The sequence below is a fragment of the Bradyrhizobium sp. AZCC 1693 genome, from assembly GCF_036924745.1.
Lineage (GTDB): Bacteria > Pseudomonadota > Alphaproteobacteria > Rhizobiales > Xanthobacteraceae > Bradyrhizobium.
On record NZ_JAZHSD010000001.1, the window covers coordinates 5,083,491 to 5,101,743 of the forward strand.

Consider the following 18,253-nt stretch of genomic DNA (forward strand, 5'->3'; position numbering starts at 1 on the left):
TTCACATGGTATGCGATCAGGCGCCGAGCGTGCCGGCCTTCGCCGCCGCATAGCGCTCGGCGATCTTGGCCCAGTTCACGGTATTCCACCACGCCTTGAGATAATCGGCGCGGCGGTTCTGGTAGTTCAGGTAATAGGCGTGCTCCCAGACGTCGTTGCCCATCAAAGCGCGCTTGCCGTCCATCATCGGGTTGTCCTGGTTCGGGCGGGTCTCGATCGCGAGCTTGCCGTCCTTGCTGACAGTGACGAACACCCACCCCGAACCAAACTGGCGTCCGCCGGCGGCGTTGAACTCGTTCTGGAATTTTTCCATGCCGCCGAGGTCGCGGTCGATCGCGGCCAGCACCTCGCCCTCCGGCTTGCCGCCGTTCGGGCCCATGATTTCCCAGAACATGGTGTGGTTGGCGTGGCCGCCGAGATTGTTACGGACGGTGAATTTGATGCTGTCGTCCAGCGCGTTCAGGTTGCCGAGCACATCCTCGATCTTCGCCGTTCCCAACTGCGGATTGGTCTTGGCGACATTGTTGAGGTTGGCGACATAGGCGGCGTGGTGCTTGTCGTGATGGATTTCCATCGTCTTGGCGTCGATATGCGGTTCGAACGCATTGGTCGGATAGGTGAGCGGCGGCAGCGTGAAGGGGCCGGTTGCGGCGGCGGGCGCCGGGGCAGGAGCGGCCGCCTGCGCAAAGACAAGGCGGGGGGCTGCAGCAACGGCCGCAATACCGGTTGCCGCAAACATCAGATGGCGCCGGGACATGGATGACATCGACTTCTCCTTACCTGTAGATGAACTGGGTGAATATGCGTGGACGAACGCCGTAAACCGCTGCGCGCGACAAGCTACCGGCGGCGGGTGGGATCGGGTTTCGTTTTCTGCCCTCGTGAGCCTGCGACGTAATCGCACAGGTGCTGCGACCCCGGCAATGTAACTCAGGCCGGCAACAAAAAAGGGCGGCCGTTCGGCCGCCCCCTTGTTCACATTTTTGCGATCGTTACTCGCCGGCGGCTTCGCGCTGCGGCGCTTCCGCCTTCTGCTTGGCCTCGAGGTCCTCGCCGGTGGCCTGATCGACCACCTTCATCGACAGCCGGGTCTTGCCGCGGTCGTCGAAGCCGAGCAGCTTGACCTTGACCTTGTCGCCTTCCTTGACGACGTCGGAGGTCTTCTGCACGCGCGCCGAAGCGAGCTGGCTGATGTGGACGAGGCCGTCCTTGGCGCCGAAGAAGTTCACGAACGCGCCGAACTCCATCACCTTGACCACGGTGCCCTCGTAGATCTGGCCGATCTCCGGATCGGAGGCGATCGACTTGATCCACTTGATCGCGGCCTTCATTGCCTCGCCGTCGTTGGAGGCGACCTTGACGGTGCCGTCGTCCTCGATGTTGACCTTGGCGCCGGTCTTCTCGACGATCTCGCGGATCACCTTGCCGCCGGTGCCGATCACTTCACGGATCTTGTCGGTGGCGATCTTGAAGGTCTCGATGCGCGGCGCGTATTCGCCGAGCTCGGCGCGGGCATTGGTCAGCGCCTTCGCCATTTCGCCGAGGATGTGGATGCGCCCGTCCTTGGCCTGGCCGAGCGCGACCTTCATGATCTCTTCGGTGATGCCCTCGATCTTGATATCCATCTGCAGCGAGGTGATGCCTTGGTCGGTGCCGGCCACCTTGAAGTCCATGTCGCCGAGATGATCCTCGTCGCCGAGAATGTCGGACAGCACCGCAAAGCGCGAGCCTTCCAGGATCAGGCCCATCGCGATACCCGCGGTCGGCCGCTTCAACGGAACGCCCGCATCCATCAGCGCCAGCGACGCGCCGCACACCGAGGCCATCGACGACGAGCCGTTGGATTCGGTGATCTCGGAGACCACGCGCACCGTATAGGGGAATTCGTGGTGCGGCGGCAGGACCGGGTGGATCGCGCGCCAGGCGAGCTTGCCGTGGCCGATTTCGCGGCGCTTGGTGCCGCCGAGGCGTCCGGTTTCACCGACCGAGTAGGGAGGGAAGTTGTAGTGCAGCAGGAACGTCTCTTTGTACGTTCCTGACAGCGCGTCGATGTACTGCTCGTCCTCACCGGTGCCGAGCGTGGTCACGACCATCGCTTGCGTCTCACCGCGGGTGAACAGCGCCGAACCGTGGGCGCGCGGCAGCACGCCGACTTCGGCGATGATGTTGCGCACGGTCTTGGAATCGCGGCCGTCGATACGCTTGCCGGTGTCGAGGATGTTCCAGCGAACGATCTTGGCTTCGAGCTCCTTGAACACGGCGGCGACGCGCAGCTTGTCGTATTTCGGCTCCTGCCCTTCCGGGAAGTAGTGCGCCATCACCTTTTCCTTGGCCTTGCCGACCGCGGCGTAGCGATCCTGCTTGACCGGAATGGCGTAGGCTGCGCGCAGGTCCTGCTCGATCAGGCCGAGCATTTCCTTCTCCAGCGCGCTTTCGTCGACGACCTTGACTTCGCGCGGCTCCTTGGCGGCCTTCTCGGCCAGCTCGATGATCGCCTTGATCACCGGCTGGAAGTGGCGGTGGCCGAACATCACGGCGCCGAGCATGATGTCTTCGTTGAGCTCTTTCGCTTCCGATTCCACCATCAGCACGGCATCCGCAGTGCCGGCGACGACCAGGTCGAGGTTGGTCTCGACCATTTCGTCGAGCGTCGGGTTGAGCACGTATTCGTCGTTGATGAAGCCGACGCGGGCAGCCCCGATCGGGCCCTTGAAGGGAGCGCCTGATATCGTCAGCGCCGCCGAGGAGGCGACCAGCGCCAGGATGTCGGGATCGTTTTCCATGTCGTGCGACAGTGTCGTCACGATCACCTGGGTTTCATTGCGCCAGCCGTCGACGAACAAGGGCCGGATCGGGCGGTCGATCAGCCGGGAGACCAGCGTCTCCTTTTCGGTCGGACGTCCCTCGCGCTTGAAGTAGCCGCCGGGAATGCGGCCCGCGGCGTAGGTCTTTTCCTGATAGTCGACGGTCAGCGGCAGGAAATCGACGCCTTCGCGCGGCGCCTTCGCGGCGACGACGGTGGCGAGCACGACAGTCTCGCCATAGGTGGCGATCACGGCGCCGTCGGCCTGACGGGCGATCTTGCCGGTTTCCAGCTTGAGGGGACGTCCACCCCAGTCGATCTCGACGGAATGCTTATTGAACATAGTGGTTTCTTTCATGGTTCACGAGAGAGCGGCGCCCAAAAACACAAAGACCATGCGCAAGATTGCGGGACGCTGATCGCAATACGAGATCAGCGTCCGGCGATCCTGCCATGGTCTTTATCTTTCGGATGGCATCCATCCTCTCGGCAGTCACGGGCATCTTGCCCTGTCCAGCGGCCGGATTGCTGCTGGACGTTGTCGAGCATGATCCTTATCGGACGATGCTCTTGCGCATGATCGTCTCCGAAAAATTCGGAGTCCGCTTGTTCGGAAGATCATGCGAAAACGCGCGCAAACAGCGCGCGTACTCTCTCAAATCAACGACGAATGTTATGCTTTTCGAGCAACGCCTTGTAACGCGCCTCGTCCTTCTTCTTGATATAGTCGAGAAGCGAGCGGCGCGTCTGCACGAGCTTCAGGAGGCCGCGGCGTGAATGATGGTCCTTCACATGGGTCTTGAAGTGGCCCGTGAGATTGTTGATGCGTTCCGACAGGATCGCAACCTGAACCTCAGGCGAACCGGTATCGCCGGCTTTGTTGGCATTCGTCTTGATGACTTCCGCTTTGCGTTCGGCGGTAATCGACATCGTCAAACTTTCTCATTGCTGCGACCGGGACTGGCAGTCAGTCCGGTCAGGTTGAACACGCGCTTGGGGATGAGTTCGCCGTTGCCAATTTCAGCAAGCGCCAAAAGACGGCCTGCCACCGTGACATAGACTGTGCCGCTACTATTGGGCGCATCCCGTCCGCGCAACAAAACGGCCTGCCCCCTGTGGAGCCTTGCCGCATCAGCCCGTGTGACGGCCAGTGCCGGGATGTCGTCCAGCGCGGTCTCAACGGGCAAAAGCGCGTCGGCGAGGCTTCCCTCGCCAGACGCGGCTCTATTGCATAAAGCCTCCAACTCTTCCAGCGGAATCATGTCTGTCTCGCGGAATGGGCCGACCAGGGTCCGCCGCAACGCGCAGATATGGCCGAAACAGCCCAGAATCCGGCCGATATCGCGGGCCAAGGCCCGGACATAGGTGCCCTTGCCGCACTCGGCCTCGAACACGGACTGGCCGGTATCTCCATGTTCTACTAGGGTTAATTCGTGAATCTCGACCGGTCGAGGCTTCAATTCCACGGTTTCGCCGTCCCGCGCCAGGTCATAGGCGCGTTCGCCCTGGACCTTGATCGCGGAATATTGCGGCGGGATCTGCTCGATCAGGCCGGTGAACCGCGGCAGCAGGGCCCGGACCGCGTCGGCCGACGGCCGCAGCTCGCTGGTCTTGACCACCCGACCCTCGGTATCGTCGGTGTCGCGCTCCTCGCCCCAGGCGACCGTGAAGCGGTAGCGCTTGCGGCCATCCATCACGAAGGGAACCGTCTTGGTGGCCTCGCCGAGTGCGATCGGCAGGCCGCCGGATGCCAAAGGATCGAGCGTTCCGGCGTGGCCGGCGCGCTTGGCCTGGAACAGGCGCTTGAGCACCGCAACCGCGTGCGTCGAGGTCATGCCGATCGGCTTGTCGAGGATTACCCAGCCATGGACGTCGCGCTTGTCGCGACGCGGCTGGTTGTTCTGGCGCGGCTGCTTGTTGTGGCGTGGATCGTTGTTGCCGCGGCGTTGGTCTTCGTTGCCGGCGCGGCGTTCGCCGTCGCCGTGCGACTCACCAGAAAAAATACTTATTTCGGCGTCCTGCGAATCGGCAGTTTGCTGCGCAATCCCGCCGTTGGCGGTGGGCATAGTCATCACTTGTCGTCCGAATCGGGTGCGAGGTCTCTTTGCACCGCAGGTGTTCTCAGTAATTTCTCGATCCGTTCCGCTTCGTCGAATCGTTCGTCGACGCGAAAGCGCAGGTCAGGGGCAAATTTCAGGTTAACGCGGTGGGCGATCTCGCCGCGCAGGAACTTTTTATTGCGCGCGAGCGCCGCGAGCACGACATCGGTATCGCGGCCGCCGAGCGGCATCACGTAAATCGTCGCAAGCTTCAGGTCAGGCGACATCCTCACCTCGGGAACGGTGATGATTTGGCCTTCCAGGTCGGGATCGTGCACATTACCCTGCGACAGAATATCGGCGACGGCATGGCGCACGGTCTCGCCGACGCGCAATTGCCGTTGCGAGCCGCCGGGGGCGGAACCCTTGGTATGATGGCGAGGCATTTTCGTCTTTCCAAGCCGTCATGCCCGCGCTGGTTGCGGGCTTTGACGTTTTTGCTTGTTGAATCAGGTTAAGACGCGGATGGCCGGAACAAGTCCGGCCATGACGCCGTATTCTCAGTCAGTAAAATCCGAGGCTCTTCGCAAGATTTGGACTTACAGAGAGCGCTGGATGGTCTCCACGCGATAACACTCGATCACGTCGCCGACACGCATGTCGCCGTAATTTTCGAACGCCATGCCGCATTCCTGGCCGGATTGCACTTCCTTCACTTCATCCTTGAAGCGCTTCAGCGTCGAAAGCTTGCCTTCGTGCACGACGACGTTGTCGCGGATCAGGCGCACATTGGCGCCGCGTTCCACGGTGCCGTCGGTGACGCGGCAGCCGGCGACCTTGCCGACCTTGGAAATGTTGAACACTTCCAGGATCTGGGCGTTGCCCAGCATGGTTTCGCGCAGCGTCGGCGCGAGCAGGCCGGACATCGCCTTTTTGATGTCGTCGACGAGATCGTAGATGATGTTGTAGTAGCGGATTTCGATGCCGTTGCGCTTGGCGGTGGCCGCGGCCTCCTTGTTGGCGCGCACCGAGAAGCCGATGATCGCGGCGTTGAAACCTTCCGCCAGCGTGACGTCGGATTCGGAGATGCCGCCGACGCCCGCATGCAGGATGCGGGCTGCGACTTCGTCGGTGCCGAGTTTCTCCAGCGATCCCAAAATCGCTTCGAGCGAGCCCTGCACGTCGGCTTTCACGATCAGCGGGAATTCCTTGCGGCCCGCGGTCTTGAGCTGCGACATCATCTGCTCGAGCGAGCCGCGCATGCCGGAAATCGAGGCGGCGGCGTTTTCGCGCTTCTGGTGGGCGCGATAGCTCGTGACCTGGCGGGCGCGGGCTTCGTTCTCGACCACGGCGAGGCGGTCGCCGGCTTCCGGCGGGCCGTTGAAGCCCAGCACTTCGACCGGCACCGAGGGTCCGGCCTCGTCGAGGTTCTCGCCCTGGTCCGAAATCAGCGCGCGGACACGGCCCATTTCGGCGCCGGCCACGATGATGTCGCCGACCTTGAGCGTGCCGCGCTGCACCAGCACGGTGGCGACCGGACCGCGGCCGCGATCGAGCTTGGCTTCGATCACGGTGCCTTCGGCCGGCCGTTCCGAGTTGGTCTTGAGGTCGAGCAGTTCGGCCTGCAGTGCGATCATCTCGAGCAGCTTGTCGAGATTGGTCTTGTTCTTGGCGGAAACCTCGACGTCGACGACTTCACCGCCGAACGATTCGACCTGAACCTCGTGCTGCAGCAGTTCGGTGCGCACGCGTTCCGGCTTCGCGTCGGGCTTGTCGATCTTGTTGATCGCGACGATCATCGGAACCTTCGCCGCCTTGGCGTGGTTGATCGCTTCCACCGTCTGCGGCATGACGCCGTCATCGGCCGCCACCACCAGGATCACGATATCGGTGACCTTGGCGCCGCGCGCGCGCATCGCGGTGAACGCGGCGTGGCCGGGCGTATCGATGAAGGTGATCTTCTTGCCGCTTTCCGGCGAGGTCACCTGATAGGCGCCGATGTGCTGGGTGATGCCGCCGGCTTCGCCCGACACCACGTTGGCGTGGCGAAGCGCGTCGAGCAGTGAGGTCTTGCCGTGGTCGACATGGCCCATCACGGTGACGACCGGCGAGCGCGGCTCGGTATCGGTGGAATCGTCGACGACGTCGAACAGGCCCTCTTCAACGTCGGACGCGGCGACGCGCTTGACGGAATGGCCCATTTCCTCGGTGATCAACTGCGCAGTGTCGGCGTCGATCACGTCGGTGATCTTGTGCATCGCGCCCTGTTTCATCAGCAGGCGGATGACGTCGACCGCGCGCTCCGACATGCGGTTGGCGAGTTCCTGGATCGTGATCGCTTCCGGGATCGTCACCTCGCGGATGAGCTTTTCCTTCGGTTCGTTGGAGGCGTGTCCCTTCAGGCGCTGGGTGCGGCGGCGGAACGAGGCGATCGAACGCTCGCGCACATCGTCGGCGTTGAGCGCGGTGACGAGTGTCAGGCGGCCGCGTTCCTTTTGCGGGCCAGGCTTGTGGGTGGTCTTGGGGGGCACCGCGGGGCGCATGGCGCCGCCGGGGCCGCGGCGAACCTGGCGCGGCGGACCTTCGTCTTCATCGGAACCGTCGGCAGCAACACCGGGCGCGCGTGCAGGGGGAACCGCTGCAGCCGGACGGGCGGCGCCGGGACGGGCAGCCGCGGGACGGGCCGTAGCAGCCGGCGTTGCCGTCGCGGTCTTGGCTTCGGCCTCGCCAAATCGCTTCTTGGCCTCGACTTCGGCCTTGCGCTTGGCTTCCTCTTCCAGTCGATGCCGTTCTTCCTCGGCCTTGCGGCGGGCTTCGGCGGCCTCGCGTTCGGCCTGTTCGATGCCTTCACGGCTGGCGCGGCGCTTGGCTTCTTCCTCGGCCAGCCGCCGTTCCTCGACTTCGCGCACCTTTGCGTCGGCCAGCGCGCTGGCGCGGGCGGAACGCTCGTCTTCCGTCAGCGTGCGCAGCACCACGCCCGAACCGCTGCGCGGCGCGGCCGGGGCGGCTGCGGGGCGGGAAAGGGGGGCCTTGGCAGGCGCCGGCTTGGCAGCGACCGGCTCGGGCGCATGCGTTTCGGTGGCGGGCGCGTCGCCGCCGACGCGGCGCTTGCCACGCTTTTCGACCACGACCTGCTTGGTCCGGCCATGGCTGAAGCTCTGGCGCACGGTGCCCGTCTCGACCCGCGGCTTCAGCGTCAAGGTCTTGGTCGGGACACTCAGAGTCTTGTCGCCAGGCGTTTTGGTATCAACCATTCAGCAGTCCTAATCTCGTTACGTTGTGCGTATCCGCACAGTCATTGAAGCAAGGCTTCGGAACCAATCGTCGTCAGTCAGAATTTCTGGCCGCTATCCCCGGTCTTGTCGTCGTCGTCCATCCGGTATCGAACCAGGATCTGGCAGCGCGACAGGAACGTTTTGCTCGCCGGGCCCGCGAGCAGCGCAGCATGTATCACATTTGACCGGCCCAGTGCCAAATCCAATTGTGCCGAGGTTAAAGCGGTAACGATCGGTAAACCCCGCGATTCACCGATATTTCCGGTCCTTTGCCCGGCGATAGCGTCCAATTTGCGGATTCCGTCGGCCGCGCCGTCCGAAGCGTGAACCAGGGCTTCGGCCCTGCCCTGTTCGAGCAGGCCCTCGACCTTGGCAAAGCCGGAAACGACCTGACCGGCCTTGGCCGCCATGGCCAGCACCTCGGTGCAGCTTCGTTCCAGCAGGGCCTCGGTGTCGGCGGCAAGGGTCGCCGCGGCGCGAACGTTGCGCTTGAACCCTCTGCTAAATTGGTGACTCCGTACCGCTTCCGCAACGGTCCGGCGCGAGGCCCGGACCCACATGCCGCGGCCGGGCAGCTTGCGCTTCAAATCGGGGATGACTTCGCCCGACGGGGCGACCACAAACCGGATCAGCTCGTCGATCGGGCGCACCTCGCGACTGACCGCGCACATCCGCATGGTCGCGGACTTGTCGGTCCGCGGCCCATGGTCGAGATCGGGGTCAGCCAAAGCGAGCATGCCTGTTTAGTGGCTCCGGTCATCTGCGCACGGACTGTGCGCAGAAAAGATTTTCGGTTTTGCGGAACACCCGCATTACGCCGTCTGGTCTTCGGTGGCTTCGGCCGCCTCGGATTGCTTGGCGAGTTCGGCCTCGGTGATCCAGCCGGCAATGACGCGGGCCTGCATGATCATGCGTTCGGCATCGTCGCGCGAGATCTCGTTGGCGTCGAGAATGCCGGGGAACTTGGTCGGCTCGCCGCCTTCCTTGCGCTCGGTCCAGCCGACCAGATCGTCGGTCGCACAGCCCGCCAGATCCTCGACGGACTTAATGTCGTTCTCGCCGAACTTGACCAGCATCTTCGAGGTCACGCCGGGCACCGTCTTCAAAGCATCATCCACGCCGAGCTCCTTACGCTTGTTTTCCAGCTCCGTTTCGAGCTGTTCCAGGTATTCTCTCGCCCGGCTCTGCAGCTCGTTGGCGGTTTCCTCGTCAAAGCCTTCGATGCCGGCCAGTTCCTTGGCGTCGACCAGCGCGAGTTCCTCGACCGAAGTAAAGCCTTCCGACGCCAGCAATTGGCCGACGACCTCGTCGACGTTCAGCGCTTCCATGAAGACGCGGGTCGAGTTCTCGAAATCGGCCTGGCGGCGCTCGGATTCTTCCTGCTCGGTGAGGATGTCGATGTCCCAGCCGGTCAGCTGCGAGGCAAGCCGCACGTTCTGGCCCCGGCGGCCGATCGCCAGCGAGAGCTGGTTGTTGGTGTCGGGAACCACGACCTCGATCCGCTCGCGGTCCTCGTCGATCACGACCTTGGCGACTTCGGCGGGCGCCAGCGCGTTGACGACGAAGGTCGCGATGTCGGGCGACCACGGAATGATGTCGATCTTCTCGCCCTGCAGTTCGTTCACCACGGCCTGCACGCGCGAGCCGCGCATGCCGACGCAGGCGCCGACCGGATCCACCGAGGAATCCCGGGAAATCACGCCGATTTTTGCGCGCGAGCCGGGATCGCGGGCCACCGCCTTGATCTCGACGATGCCGTCGTAGATTTCCGGGACTTCCTGCGCGAACAGTTTTGCCATGAATTGCGGGTGGGTGCGCGAGAGGAAAATCTGCGGTCCGCGGGTTTCGCGGCGGACATCGAAGATGTAGGCGCGGACGCGGTCGCCGTTGCGGAACACCTCGCGCGGCAGCATTTCGTCGCGGCGGATGATGGCTTCACCGCGGCCGAGATCGACGATCACGCTGCCATATTCGACGCGCTTGACGACGCCGTTGACGATATCGCCGATGCGGTCCTTGAATTCCTGGTATTGCCGGTCGCGCTCGGCCTCGCGGACCTTCTGCACGATCACCTGCTTGGCGGATTGCGCGGCGATGCGGCCATATTCCAGCGGCGGCAGGGTGTCGGCGATGGTGTCGCCGACCTGGGCGCCCGGATTGGCGCGCTGCGCGTCCGCCAGCGAAATCTGGTTCGAGGAGTTCTCGACCTGCTCGACGACCAGCATGTGGCGCGACAGCCGCAGCTCGCCCTTCTTGGCGTCGATCTCGGCGTGAACGTCGGTCTCGCTGCCGTAACGGGCGCGGGCGGCCTTGGCGATGGCGTCTTCCATCGCAGCGATCACGATCCCGCGGTCGATCGACTTTTCGCGGGCGACCGCGTCTGCGATCTGCAGCAGTTCGAGTTTGTTGGCACTGACGGCCATGGCCTAGTCTCCTTCGGTAGGATCGAGGTCGCCTCTGCGCAGTCTTTCTGCGGCGAGGCGGTGCTTCTTGGTATTGGTCGGCTCGGGCTTTTTGGGCTCCAGCTTCTTGCCGGGCTTCGGCTTCGGTTTGTTGCTCCTGGCCGGATCGCTCTTCCTTGCGTGCGGCGGAGGCGGCGGCGCCAGCCCGAGATTCTGCTTCAATTCGCGCTCGGCCTGCTTGCCGCGCCGCATCGATTCCGCAATCAACTCGTCGGTCAGAACCAGCCGTGCGTCGGAGATGTCTTCCATCACCAGCAGCACGTCGGCATCTTCGTCCGCGCGTGTGTCATCCCGATGTAGCCGCACGGCATCGCCTTCGACGCCGGCCAGGAGCCCGCGAAAACGCTTGCGGCCCTGGTGGGCGACCGCCATCTCGACCTTCACGAGATGACCGGCGTAGCGCTCGAAATCGGAGCGGCGCACCAGCGGGCGATCGATGCCCGGCGAGGATATCTCAAGCCGGTAGGCGCGGTCGATCGGGTCGGCGACATCGAGCACCGGCGACAGCGCCCGCGAGATCGCCTCGCAGTCCTCGATCTGCATCGTACCATCAGGCCGTTCGGCCATGATCTGGACAGTGCAGCCGGCCTCGCCTGAAATCTTGATACGGACCAGCCGGTAGCCCATTCCCTGCAAAACCGGTCCGGCCACCGCCGACACCCGCGCGGCAGCGCCCGGCTCGACGACGAGACGGGGCTCGGCCAGCAACTCGGCATCCACGGAACCAGCAGTTGGATCGGTCATGTCCAGGGTCAAAAGCGTCTTACTTGCATGGGTTTAGGCCGGGCCTTAACCGGCGGTCCGGCCGGTTCCCCGAACCGCGCCTTTAAGGCCCTTCTGGGCCGGGCTCGTTCAGGTAATAAAAAAGAGCGGGTCCCGGGGGGCCCACTCTCAATACGCGATCGTATGAGAACCATAAGTTGCCGCGGATATAGCGGTTTTTGCGCAATCCGACAAGGCCCGCGATCCCGTTAAGTCTGATTTTGCCAAGCTTTGAGAGCGGGGACGAAATCTAACCCTTCATTCACGAACGCTGCCTAGATTTCCCGAAAACCAGCCAATTCAGGCCGGTTTGGGCGGGTTTATGATAATTTCACCATCGCTGATCCCGGAACTCGACGACATCATCAGTCGTGGCGACCCCAAGCGCCGCGCCGATGCCGCACGCCGCATCAGCAAGCTTTTCCTGCAGGGTGCGGCGAGCTTCCGCTCCGATCACGTCGATCTGTTCGACGGTGTCCTGACCAGTCTCGTCCCGCATGCCGAGCTTGCCGAGCGCGCCGAATTGGCCGAGCGCCTGTCGGTGCTGGCGAACGCGCCGCGTGGTCTGGTCGGCCAACTCGCCCACGACGATGAAATCGCCATCGCAGGCCCGCTGCTGCGCCGTTCGCCGCTCATCGACGAAAAGATGCTGATCGAAATCGCGTCCGAGAAGGGCCAAGGGCATCTGCTGGCGATGGCGGAGCGGCCCACGCTTTCAACCGATCTCACCGACGTCATCGTCGCCCGCGGCGAACGCGACGTTATCAGGCGCACCGCCGGCAATGCGGGCGCCGCCTTCTCCGAGAACAGCTATTCGACGCTGATCAAGCGCGCCGGCCAGGACGGCGTGCTGACCATCAAGCTCGGCCAGCGCGACGATCTGTCGCCTACGCGTCTGAAGGAGCTGCTCTCCGGCTCCATCGACGTCATCCGCCGCCGCCTGTTCCAGGTCGTCAAGCCCGAGCGGCAGGCCGACATCAAGCAGGCGATGACCGCCATCACCGGCCCGTCCGAACGCGAGGAGCGGCGCGACTTCATGCCGGCGCAGCGCACGGTGCTGAAGCTCCATCGCGAAGGCATGCTCGGCGAAGGCGCATTGCTCAACTTTGCCAGGGCCTTCAAATACGAGGAGTCGATCGCCGCGCTGTCGGCGATGACCGGCGTCAAGATCGAAACCCTCGACCGCCTGATCAGTGGCGATCGCTACGATCCGATCCTGATCGCCGGAAAAGCCATCGATATCGAATGGGCGACCGTGCGCGCGCTGATCCTGCTCCGGCTCGGTTCGAACCGGACGGCATCTCCCGCCGACATCGAAAGCGCGCGGGTGAACTACGTGCGCCTGATGCCCGCGACCGCCCAGCGCGTCGTCGCATTCTGGAAGACGCGGTAATCTGGTCCAAGCTGTCTCCCCGTCATTCCGGGGCGCGCGAAGCGCGAACCTCAGATGTGCAATTGCACATCGGGGAATCTCGATGTTCTCAGGTGCGCAATTGCGCACCATAGTTCGATGCTTCGCATCGCCCCGGAACGACGTGCCTAGCCCACCCGCCGAAACCGCAGATACGCCGCCACGCGCCCCTCGCGCTCGGCTTTGCGGCCGTAGCGCGTCATGGTGTAGCCGTCCCACGGCTTTTGCCAGTCGGCGGCGCGCTCGGCGGTCCAGAGAAAATCGGGGCTGCGCATCAGATGCGCCAGCGTCCAGGCGCAGTAATCATCGATGTCGCTGACGAAACGAAACTCGCCGCCAGCTTTCAGGATGCGCGCCATCGCGTTGACGGTAGCGTCCTGCACGAAGCGCCGTTTCCAGTGCCGCCGCTTCGGCCAGGGATCGGGATGGATCAGGTCGATCCGCGTCAGCGAACGCGGCGGCGCCCAGGCCAGCAATTCCGCGGCATCGCCGGCATAGAGGCGGATGTTGCCGATGTTGTGCGCCTCGATCTGCGTCAGGATCTTGGCCATGCCGTTGACATAGGGCTCGCAGCCGATGAACCCGATATTCGGAAAGGCTTGCGCCTCCGCGATCAGATGCTCGCCGCCGCCGAATCCGATTTCGAGCCTGACATCCCCGATCTCGCCTTCGAAGAGATCGGCGAGACGCTCCGGCGCTCCCGTTCCGATATCGAGCTCCAGATGCGGCAGCAGATTGTCGATCAGGTCGGCCTGGTGGATGCGGAGCTTGTGGCCCTTGCGGCGGCCGAAGAACGAACCGCGTGCATGCGCCGACGCGCCGTCATCCGGCGGCGCGTCGCGGTCGCCAATGTCGCGCGGTGAAGCCATCATCGCAGCGTCTGGTACAGCCGGTACAGCAGCCGCGCCCTTGGCTCGATCGAGGAGATGTACATCTGCTCGTAATGGGTATGCGCACCCTGGCCGTCGACACCGAGCCCGTCCAGCGTTGCGGTATGCGGCGCGGTGAAATTACCGTCGGAACCGCCGCCGGTCGCCGTGTCGACCAGATCGAAACCGATCTCCGCCGCAATCGTCCTGGCATGCTCGTAGAGCGCGGCGCCGGCATTGCTCTTTTCGTAAGGCGGGCGGTTCAGTTCGCCGATCACCTTGACGGTGACGCCCTCGGTGCGCGATTTCAGATTGAGGATTTTCGCCGTGAGCTCGTCGGAATCTGAAATGGTCGGCACGCGCAAATCGACTTCGGCATAGGCCTCCTCCGCGACCACGTTCGGCTTTGTGCCGCCGCGGACCACGCCGACATTGACGGTGATGCCGCGCGCCAGATCGTTCATCGCCTCCAGCGTTTGAATGACATTGCCGAGTTCGCGGATGGCGCTGCGGCCGTCCTCGGGCCTGGTGCCGGCATGCGAGGGTACGCCCTTGATGAAAACCTCGAAGCGTCCGACGCCCTTGCGCCCCGTCACGATCTTGCCGCCGTCGCGCGCCGGTTCGGTGACCAGCACGTATTTTGCCTTGCGTCCCTCGGCTTCGATCAGCCCGCGCGAGGTTGGGCTGCCGATCTCCTCATCGGATACATAGAGCTGAGTGATGCCGAGCGGCAGCCGCGCGCCGTTGGCGCAAGCCTGCCGAAACGCATGATAGGCGAGATAGGCGCCGCCCTTCATGTCGTAGATGCCGGGGCCGAAAGCGCTGTCACCATCGATCCGGAACGGCAGGCGCTCGATGAAGCCAAGCGGATGCACCGTATCGAGATGGCTCAGCACCAGGATTCCCGGCGCGTCCTGCCCCCATGCGGAGCGCGCCACCAGATGGTCGCCGCAGCCGGAGTGCCCGGCGATCCGCTCCACGGTGGCGGGCAGGCCGCGATAGCCTTCAGCGACAAGGTCGGCGAGCTTGTTGACCTGCCCGGGCGCCTCTGTCGGGGTCTCGATCTCGACCCAGCGGCGGATGCCCTCGAGGATCGGTGTGGAGTCGAAAGGATTAGTTGTCGTCATGTCGTATCCGATACGGCGTCATTCCCCGATGCGCAATTGCACATCGCGGACTCGCGCCAACGCGCGTCCGAAATGATGGCATATTCCAGAATACGAAATTATCAAACCGGCGCGGATGAAAATCAGCGCGGGTCGGGACCGTCGCGCGACGCGATCTGCTCGACCAGCTCGACGATTGAGCGCCGCATTTTGGAATCGCCGATGCGCGTGAACGCGCGCGTCAGCGCCAGACCCTCTGATGTAGCGAGAAAATCGGACACGTAGGCCGGGGAGGCGCCTTCGGCGAAGCCGTTGCCATTTATCGCGCCGCTCGGCCCGCCATCGAACAGGAACGACACCGGGACCTGCAATATCTCGGAGATCTGCTGCAGGCGACTGGCGCCGACCCGGTTGGTGCCTTTTTCGTACTTCTGGACCTGCTGGAAAGTAAGGCCGAGCGCTTCGCCCAGTTTTTCCTGGCTCATGCCCAGCATGATGCGGCGCATCCGGACGCGGCTGCCGACATACTTGTCAACCGGATTGGGCGCTTTGGTGGACATCTGCATCGCTCCTGGATGGGCGCCGGGAATGAGGCAGTGGAAGTCCTGTGCCTCAGGCGCCAGTACCGTCAAACCTGCTCGGAGGATCGGGTTGAATTGCGGACGATCTGAGCAATGAAGTGACTGGTTGTTGTTTTTCTCTTGCAACCGCAGAAAGCGAATCGCAGGCTGTCTGTCAACTGGTGGAACCGCGAGTTGGCGTATTTTAGTAAACCAGTGACAACCTGTGGCGCGTAAATCTCAGGCGGCGTGCTTTGTGGCACGGCGTCTGACGACGAACAGCAGCGCGGCGGCCACGATGATGGCAGCCGGGATATCTCCAAGGCGAGCATAAATCGTCGGCGGCAGCGCCGATGGCAGGCTGGCGTCCAGCACGCCTTCGATGCCGAGGCCGAGCCGTGCCACAATTCGCCCCGAGGGATCGATCACCGCCGAGATGCCGGTATTGGCGGCGCGCACCATCGGCAGCCCTTCTTCGATGGCGCGCAGCCGCGCCTGCTGCAGGTGCTGGTAGGGGCCCGTCGAATTTCCGAACCAGCCGTCATTGGTCAGGTTGACGATCCAGCCGGGGCGGTCATCACGCGCTGCAACATTTCCGGGAAAAATCGCTTCGTAACAAATCAACGGCAGCGCGCGCGGCGCATTCGGGATCTCCATCGTGCGGCGCCGCGTGCCCGGAATGAAGCCGCCATGCACCTTTGTCAGCTGCACGAAGCCGAGCTTTTCCATCCACTCCTGAAACGGCAGGTATTCGCCGAACGGCACCAGATGCAGCTTGTCGTAGACCGACAGCACGCCACCGTCATGGTCGATCACATATATCGAATTGTAGGCGCGACTGACGCGGGCGCCGGGCGGTCCGTCCGGGGCGCGCACCGAGCCGGTCATCAGCACTGTGCCCTTGGGCAGCAGCTCGGCGATCTGCGCCATCGCGTCCGCCTCGCGCGTCAGGAAGAACGGGAAAGCCGATTCCGGCCAGATCAGGATCTGCGCGTCGCGCACGCCGGTGGATTGCGGTCCTGAAGCGCGGTCGGAAAGCGTCAGGTATTTCTGCATCACTTCCGCCTTGGCGGCGTAGTTGAATTTGACGTCCTGCTGCAGGTTCGGCTGCATGATACGCAGCTTGACCTTGGTCAACTCGGTCGGTTGCAGCGACAGCCGCACGGCGCCGTAGACACCCATCGCGACCAGTAGCGACAGCGCCGCCACCGGTGCGATCCAGGGCTTTCGGCCGCGCGAAGATCCGTCGATCAGCGCCGCCGGGCTGGCAAAGATCGCAACGCTGAGGAAGGTCATGCCCCACAGCCCGATCAGCGATGCGGCTTGCGCCAGCGCCAGCGGCTCCGACAGCGCGTAGCCGAAGGCGTTCCAGGGAAAGCCCGACAGCACATAGCCGCGCAGCCATTCGCTGACCGTGAGCCCGATCGCGAGCGCCAGCACCCGCGAGGCATCCCGCGTCCAGATCAGGCGCGCCAGCGCGAAGCCGAGCGCCGGGAATAAGGCAAGATAGGCCGGCAGGCCGAGCACCGCGAACGGCATCAGCCATGCAAAGGTCGGCGCATCGACCAGGAAGGCGTTGCCGGTCCAGTAGAGCCCGGGCACGAAATAGCCGAGCCCGAACCAGAAGCCCGACATCGCAGCCGCCGGCACGCCGCGCCGTTTCCCGGCCGCCGCGCCGTCGATCAGCCAGACCACGACCGGAAAGGTCACGAACAGCACCGGCCAGGCATTGAACGGCGCCATCGCAAGCGCCGACAGCATGCCGGCGCTAAGCGCGATCACCGCGCGCTTCCAGCCCCAGGCCAGGATGATCGAAAGTCCCGCCATGCGGAATTTACTGGTGGGGATCACTGCGAGCCGGCTCCATCGCCGGAGGTCGGCGGCGTATTGTCATTGGTCGGCGGCGTGGTGGTGTCGGGCGGGGCCTCGCGGCGGCTTCGCTCGCGCGTCGCGCGCGGCGCCGGGCGCTCCTTTCGAATCCCGATCCGCAGCCGCTTGACCCGCCGCGGATCGGCATCGAGCACCTCGATCTCGAAATTGCCCGGGCCCGCAATCACTTCGCCGCGCAATGGCAGGCGGCCGACCTGCGCCACCAGGTAGCCGCCCAGCGTCTCGACTTCCTCGCCGGCCTCGCCGGTGACGAATTCCTCGCCGATCATCTTGCGGGCATCCTCGAGGCTGGCGCGGGCGTCGGCGATGAATGCATTGTCTCCCTGCCGGATGATCGACGGCGGCTCGTCGCTGTCGTGCTCGTCGTCGATCTCGCCGACGATCTGCTCGACGATGTCCTCGATCGACACCAGCCCGTCGGTGCCGCCATATTCGTCGACCACCAGCGCCAAATGGATGCGCGAGGCCTGCATCTGCGCCAGCAAGTCGATCGCCCGCATCGACGGCGGCACAAACAGCAGCTTGCGGATGATGTTGGCCTCCGCCAGCGGCAATGCGAGGTCGACCGCGCGCAGGTCGAGGCCCGCCGGGAACGGCTTCTTGCGCTTCGGCTTGGTCGTATCGCCGATCCGCGCCTTCGCGGTCATGAACGCCAGGAGGTCGCGGATGTGAACGATGCCTTCGGGGTCGTCGAGCGTTTCGTTGTAGACCACGAGCCGCGAATGCGCCGCGCTCTCGAACAAGCTCATTAGTTCGCCGAGCGGAATATCCCGTTTGACCGCGACGATATCGGCGCGGTGCACCATCACGTCGGCGATGCGCCGCTCGTTGAGGCCAAGGATGTTGCGCAACATGGTGCGCTCGATGGCGGAGAAGCCGACATCGTCAGGAGTGGAGGCGTCGAGCACGACCTGGAGATCGGCGCGAACAGATCCCGCCCTCCAGCCGAACAGCGTGCGGATCGCGCGCATCAGCCAGCTGTCGGCGGCCGGGCGCAGCACCTCGCCTTCCTGCACCACCGCCGGCAGATTGGGCGTGTCGCGCGGGTTGTCCTGTATCGGGTCGGAGTCCGGCAT

At 64.0% G+C, this 18,253-nt stretch carries 15 protein-coding genes; 1 reads left to right on the forward strand and 14 read right to left on the reverse strand.

Features of this window, described 5'->3' with window-relative positions:
• Positions 1-16: 16 nt before the first annotated feature.
• The 9 genes from V1293_RS24285 to rimP all read right to left on the reverse strand — a co-directional run bounded on the left by V1293_RS24285 (position 17) and on the right by rimP (position 11,323).
• Positions 17-766 (reverse strand): superoxide dismutase, encoded by a 750-nt coding sequence (locus tag V1293_RS24285; RefSeq protein ID WP_334512854.1) that lies wholly within the window; start codon positions 764-766, stop codon positions 17-19.
• Between the two features lie 226 nt (positions 767-992).
• Positions 993-3,146 (reverse strand): polyribonucleotide nucleotidyltransferase, encoded by a 2,154-nt coding sequence (gene pnp / locus V1293_RS24290; RefSeq protein WP_334512857.1) that lies wholly within the window; start codon positions 3,144-3,146, stop codon positions 993-995.
• A 317-nt stretch (positions 3,147-3,463) separates the two neighbouring features.
• Complete coding sequence (gene rpsO, locus V1293_RS24295; RefSeq protein ID WP_334512859.1) at positions 3,464-3,733, reverse strand: 30S ribosomal protein S15; 270 nt, start codon at positions 3,731-3,733, stop codon at positions 3,464-3,466.
• A gap of 2 nt (positions 3,734-3,735) precedes the next feature.
• Positions 3,736-4,875, reverse strand: coding sequence for a tRNA pseudouridine(55) synthase TruB (gene truB, locus V1293_RS24300; RefSeq protein ID WP_334512861.1), 1,140 nt, complete (start codon positions 4,873-4,875; stop codon positions 3,736-3,738).
• Complete coding sequence (gene rbfA / locus V1293_RS24305; protein WP_108512660.1) at positions 4,875-5,288, reverse strand: 30S ribosome-binding factor RbfA; 414 nt, start codon at positions 5,286-5,288, stop codon at positions 4,875-4,877. The genes truB and rbfA overlap by 1 nt, the downstream gene beginning before the upstream one ends.
• Positions 5,289-5,441: 153 nt before the next feature.
• The gene (gene infB, locus V1293_RS24310) at positions 5,442-8,096 is read right to left on the reverse strand and encodes a translation initiation factor IF-2 (RefSeq protein ID WP_334512863.1); all 2,655 of its coding nucleotides are present in this window, start codon (positions 8,094-8,096) and stop codon (positions 5,442-5,444) included.
• A gap of 77 nt (positions 8,097-8,173) precedes the next feature.
• Positions 8,174-8,854: an RNA-binding protein gene (locus V1293_RS24315; protein WP_334512864.1), complete on the reverse strand. Its 681-nt coding sequence runs from the start codon at positions 8,852-8,854 to the stop codon at positions 8,174-8,176.
• Between the two features lie 75 nt (positions 8,855-8,929).
• On the reverse strand, positions 8,930-10,540 hold the full coding sequence (gene nusA, locus V1293_RS24320) for a transcription termination factor NusA (protein WP_334512865.1): 1,611 nt from the start codon (positions 10,538-10,540) through the stop codon (positions 8,930-8,932).
• 3 nt (positions 10,541-10,543) lie between these two features.
• The gene (gene rimP, locus V1293_RS24325) at positions 10,544-11,323 is read right to left on the reverse strand and encodes a ribosome maturation factor RimP (RefSeq protein ID WP_334512867.1); all 780 of its coding nucleotides are present in this window, start codon (positions 11,321-11,323) and stop codon (positions 10,544-10,546) included.
• 340 nt (positions 11,324-11,663) lie between these two features.
• Between rimP and V1293_RS24330 the strand changes: the two genes are divergently transcribed.
• Positions 11,664-12,734: a DUF2336 domain-containing protein gene (locus V1293_RS24330; protein ID WP_334512869.1), complete on the forward strand. Its 1,071-nt coding sequence runs from the start codon at positions 11,664-11,666 to the stop codon at positions 12,732-12,734.
• 146 nt (positions 12,735-12,880) lie between these two features.
• Here the strand turns inward: V1293_RS24330 and trmB are convergent, their stop codons facing one another.
• The 5 genes from trmB to V1293_RS24355 all read right to left on the reverse strand — a co-directional run bounded on the left by trmB (position 12,881) and on the right by V1293_RS24355 (position 18,253).
• The gene (gene trmB, locus V1293_RS24335; protein ID WP_442894368.1) at positions 12,881-13,621 is read right to left on the reverse strand and encodes a tRNA (guanosine(46)-N7)-methyltransferase TrmB; all 741 of its coding nucleotides are present in this window, start codon (positions 13,619-13,621) and stop codon (positions 12,881-12,883) included.
• Complete coding sequence (locus tag V1293_RS24340) at positions 13,621-14,748, reverse strand: M20 family metallopeptidase (protein ID WP_334512874.1); 1,128 nt, start codon at positions 14,746-14,748, stop codon at positions 13,621-13,623. Before V1293_RS24340 ends, trmB begins: the two co-directional genes overlap by 1 nt.
• Before the next feature lie 122 nt (positions 14,749-14,870).
• Positions 14,871-15,287, reverse strand: coding sequence for a helix-turn-helix domain-containing protein (locus tag V1293_RS24345; RefSeq protein WP_334512876.1), 417 nt, complete (start codon positions 15,285-15,287; stop codon positions 14,871-14,873).
• 240 nt (positions 15,288-15,527) lie between these two features.
• Positions 15,528-17,114, reverse strand: a complete 1,587-nt coding sequence (gene lnt / locus V1293_RS24350; RefSeq protein WP_334516881.1) for an apolipoprotein N-acyltransferase — start codon at positions 17,112-17,114, stop codon at positions 15,528-15,530.
• 20 nt (positions 17,115-17,134) lie between these two features.
• Entirely contained in the window at positions 17,135-18,253 is a 1,119-nt protein-coding gene (locus V1293_RS24355; RefSeq protein WP_442894273.1) for a hemolysin family protein, read from the reverse strand.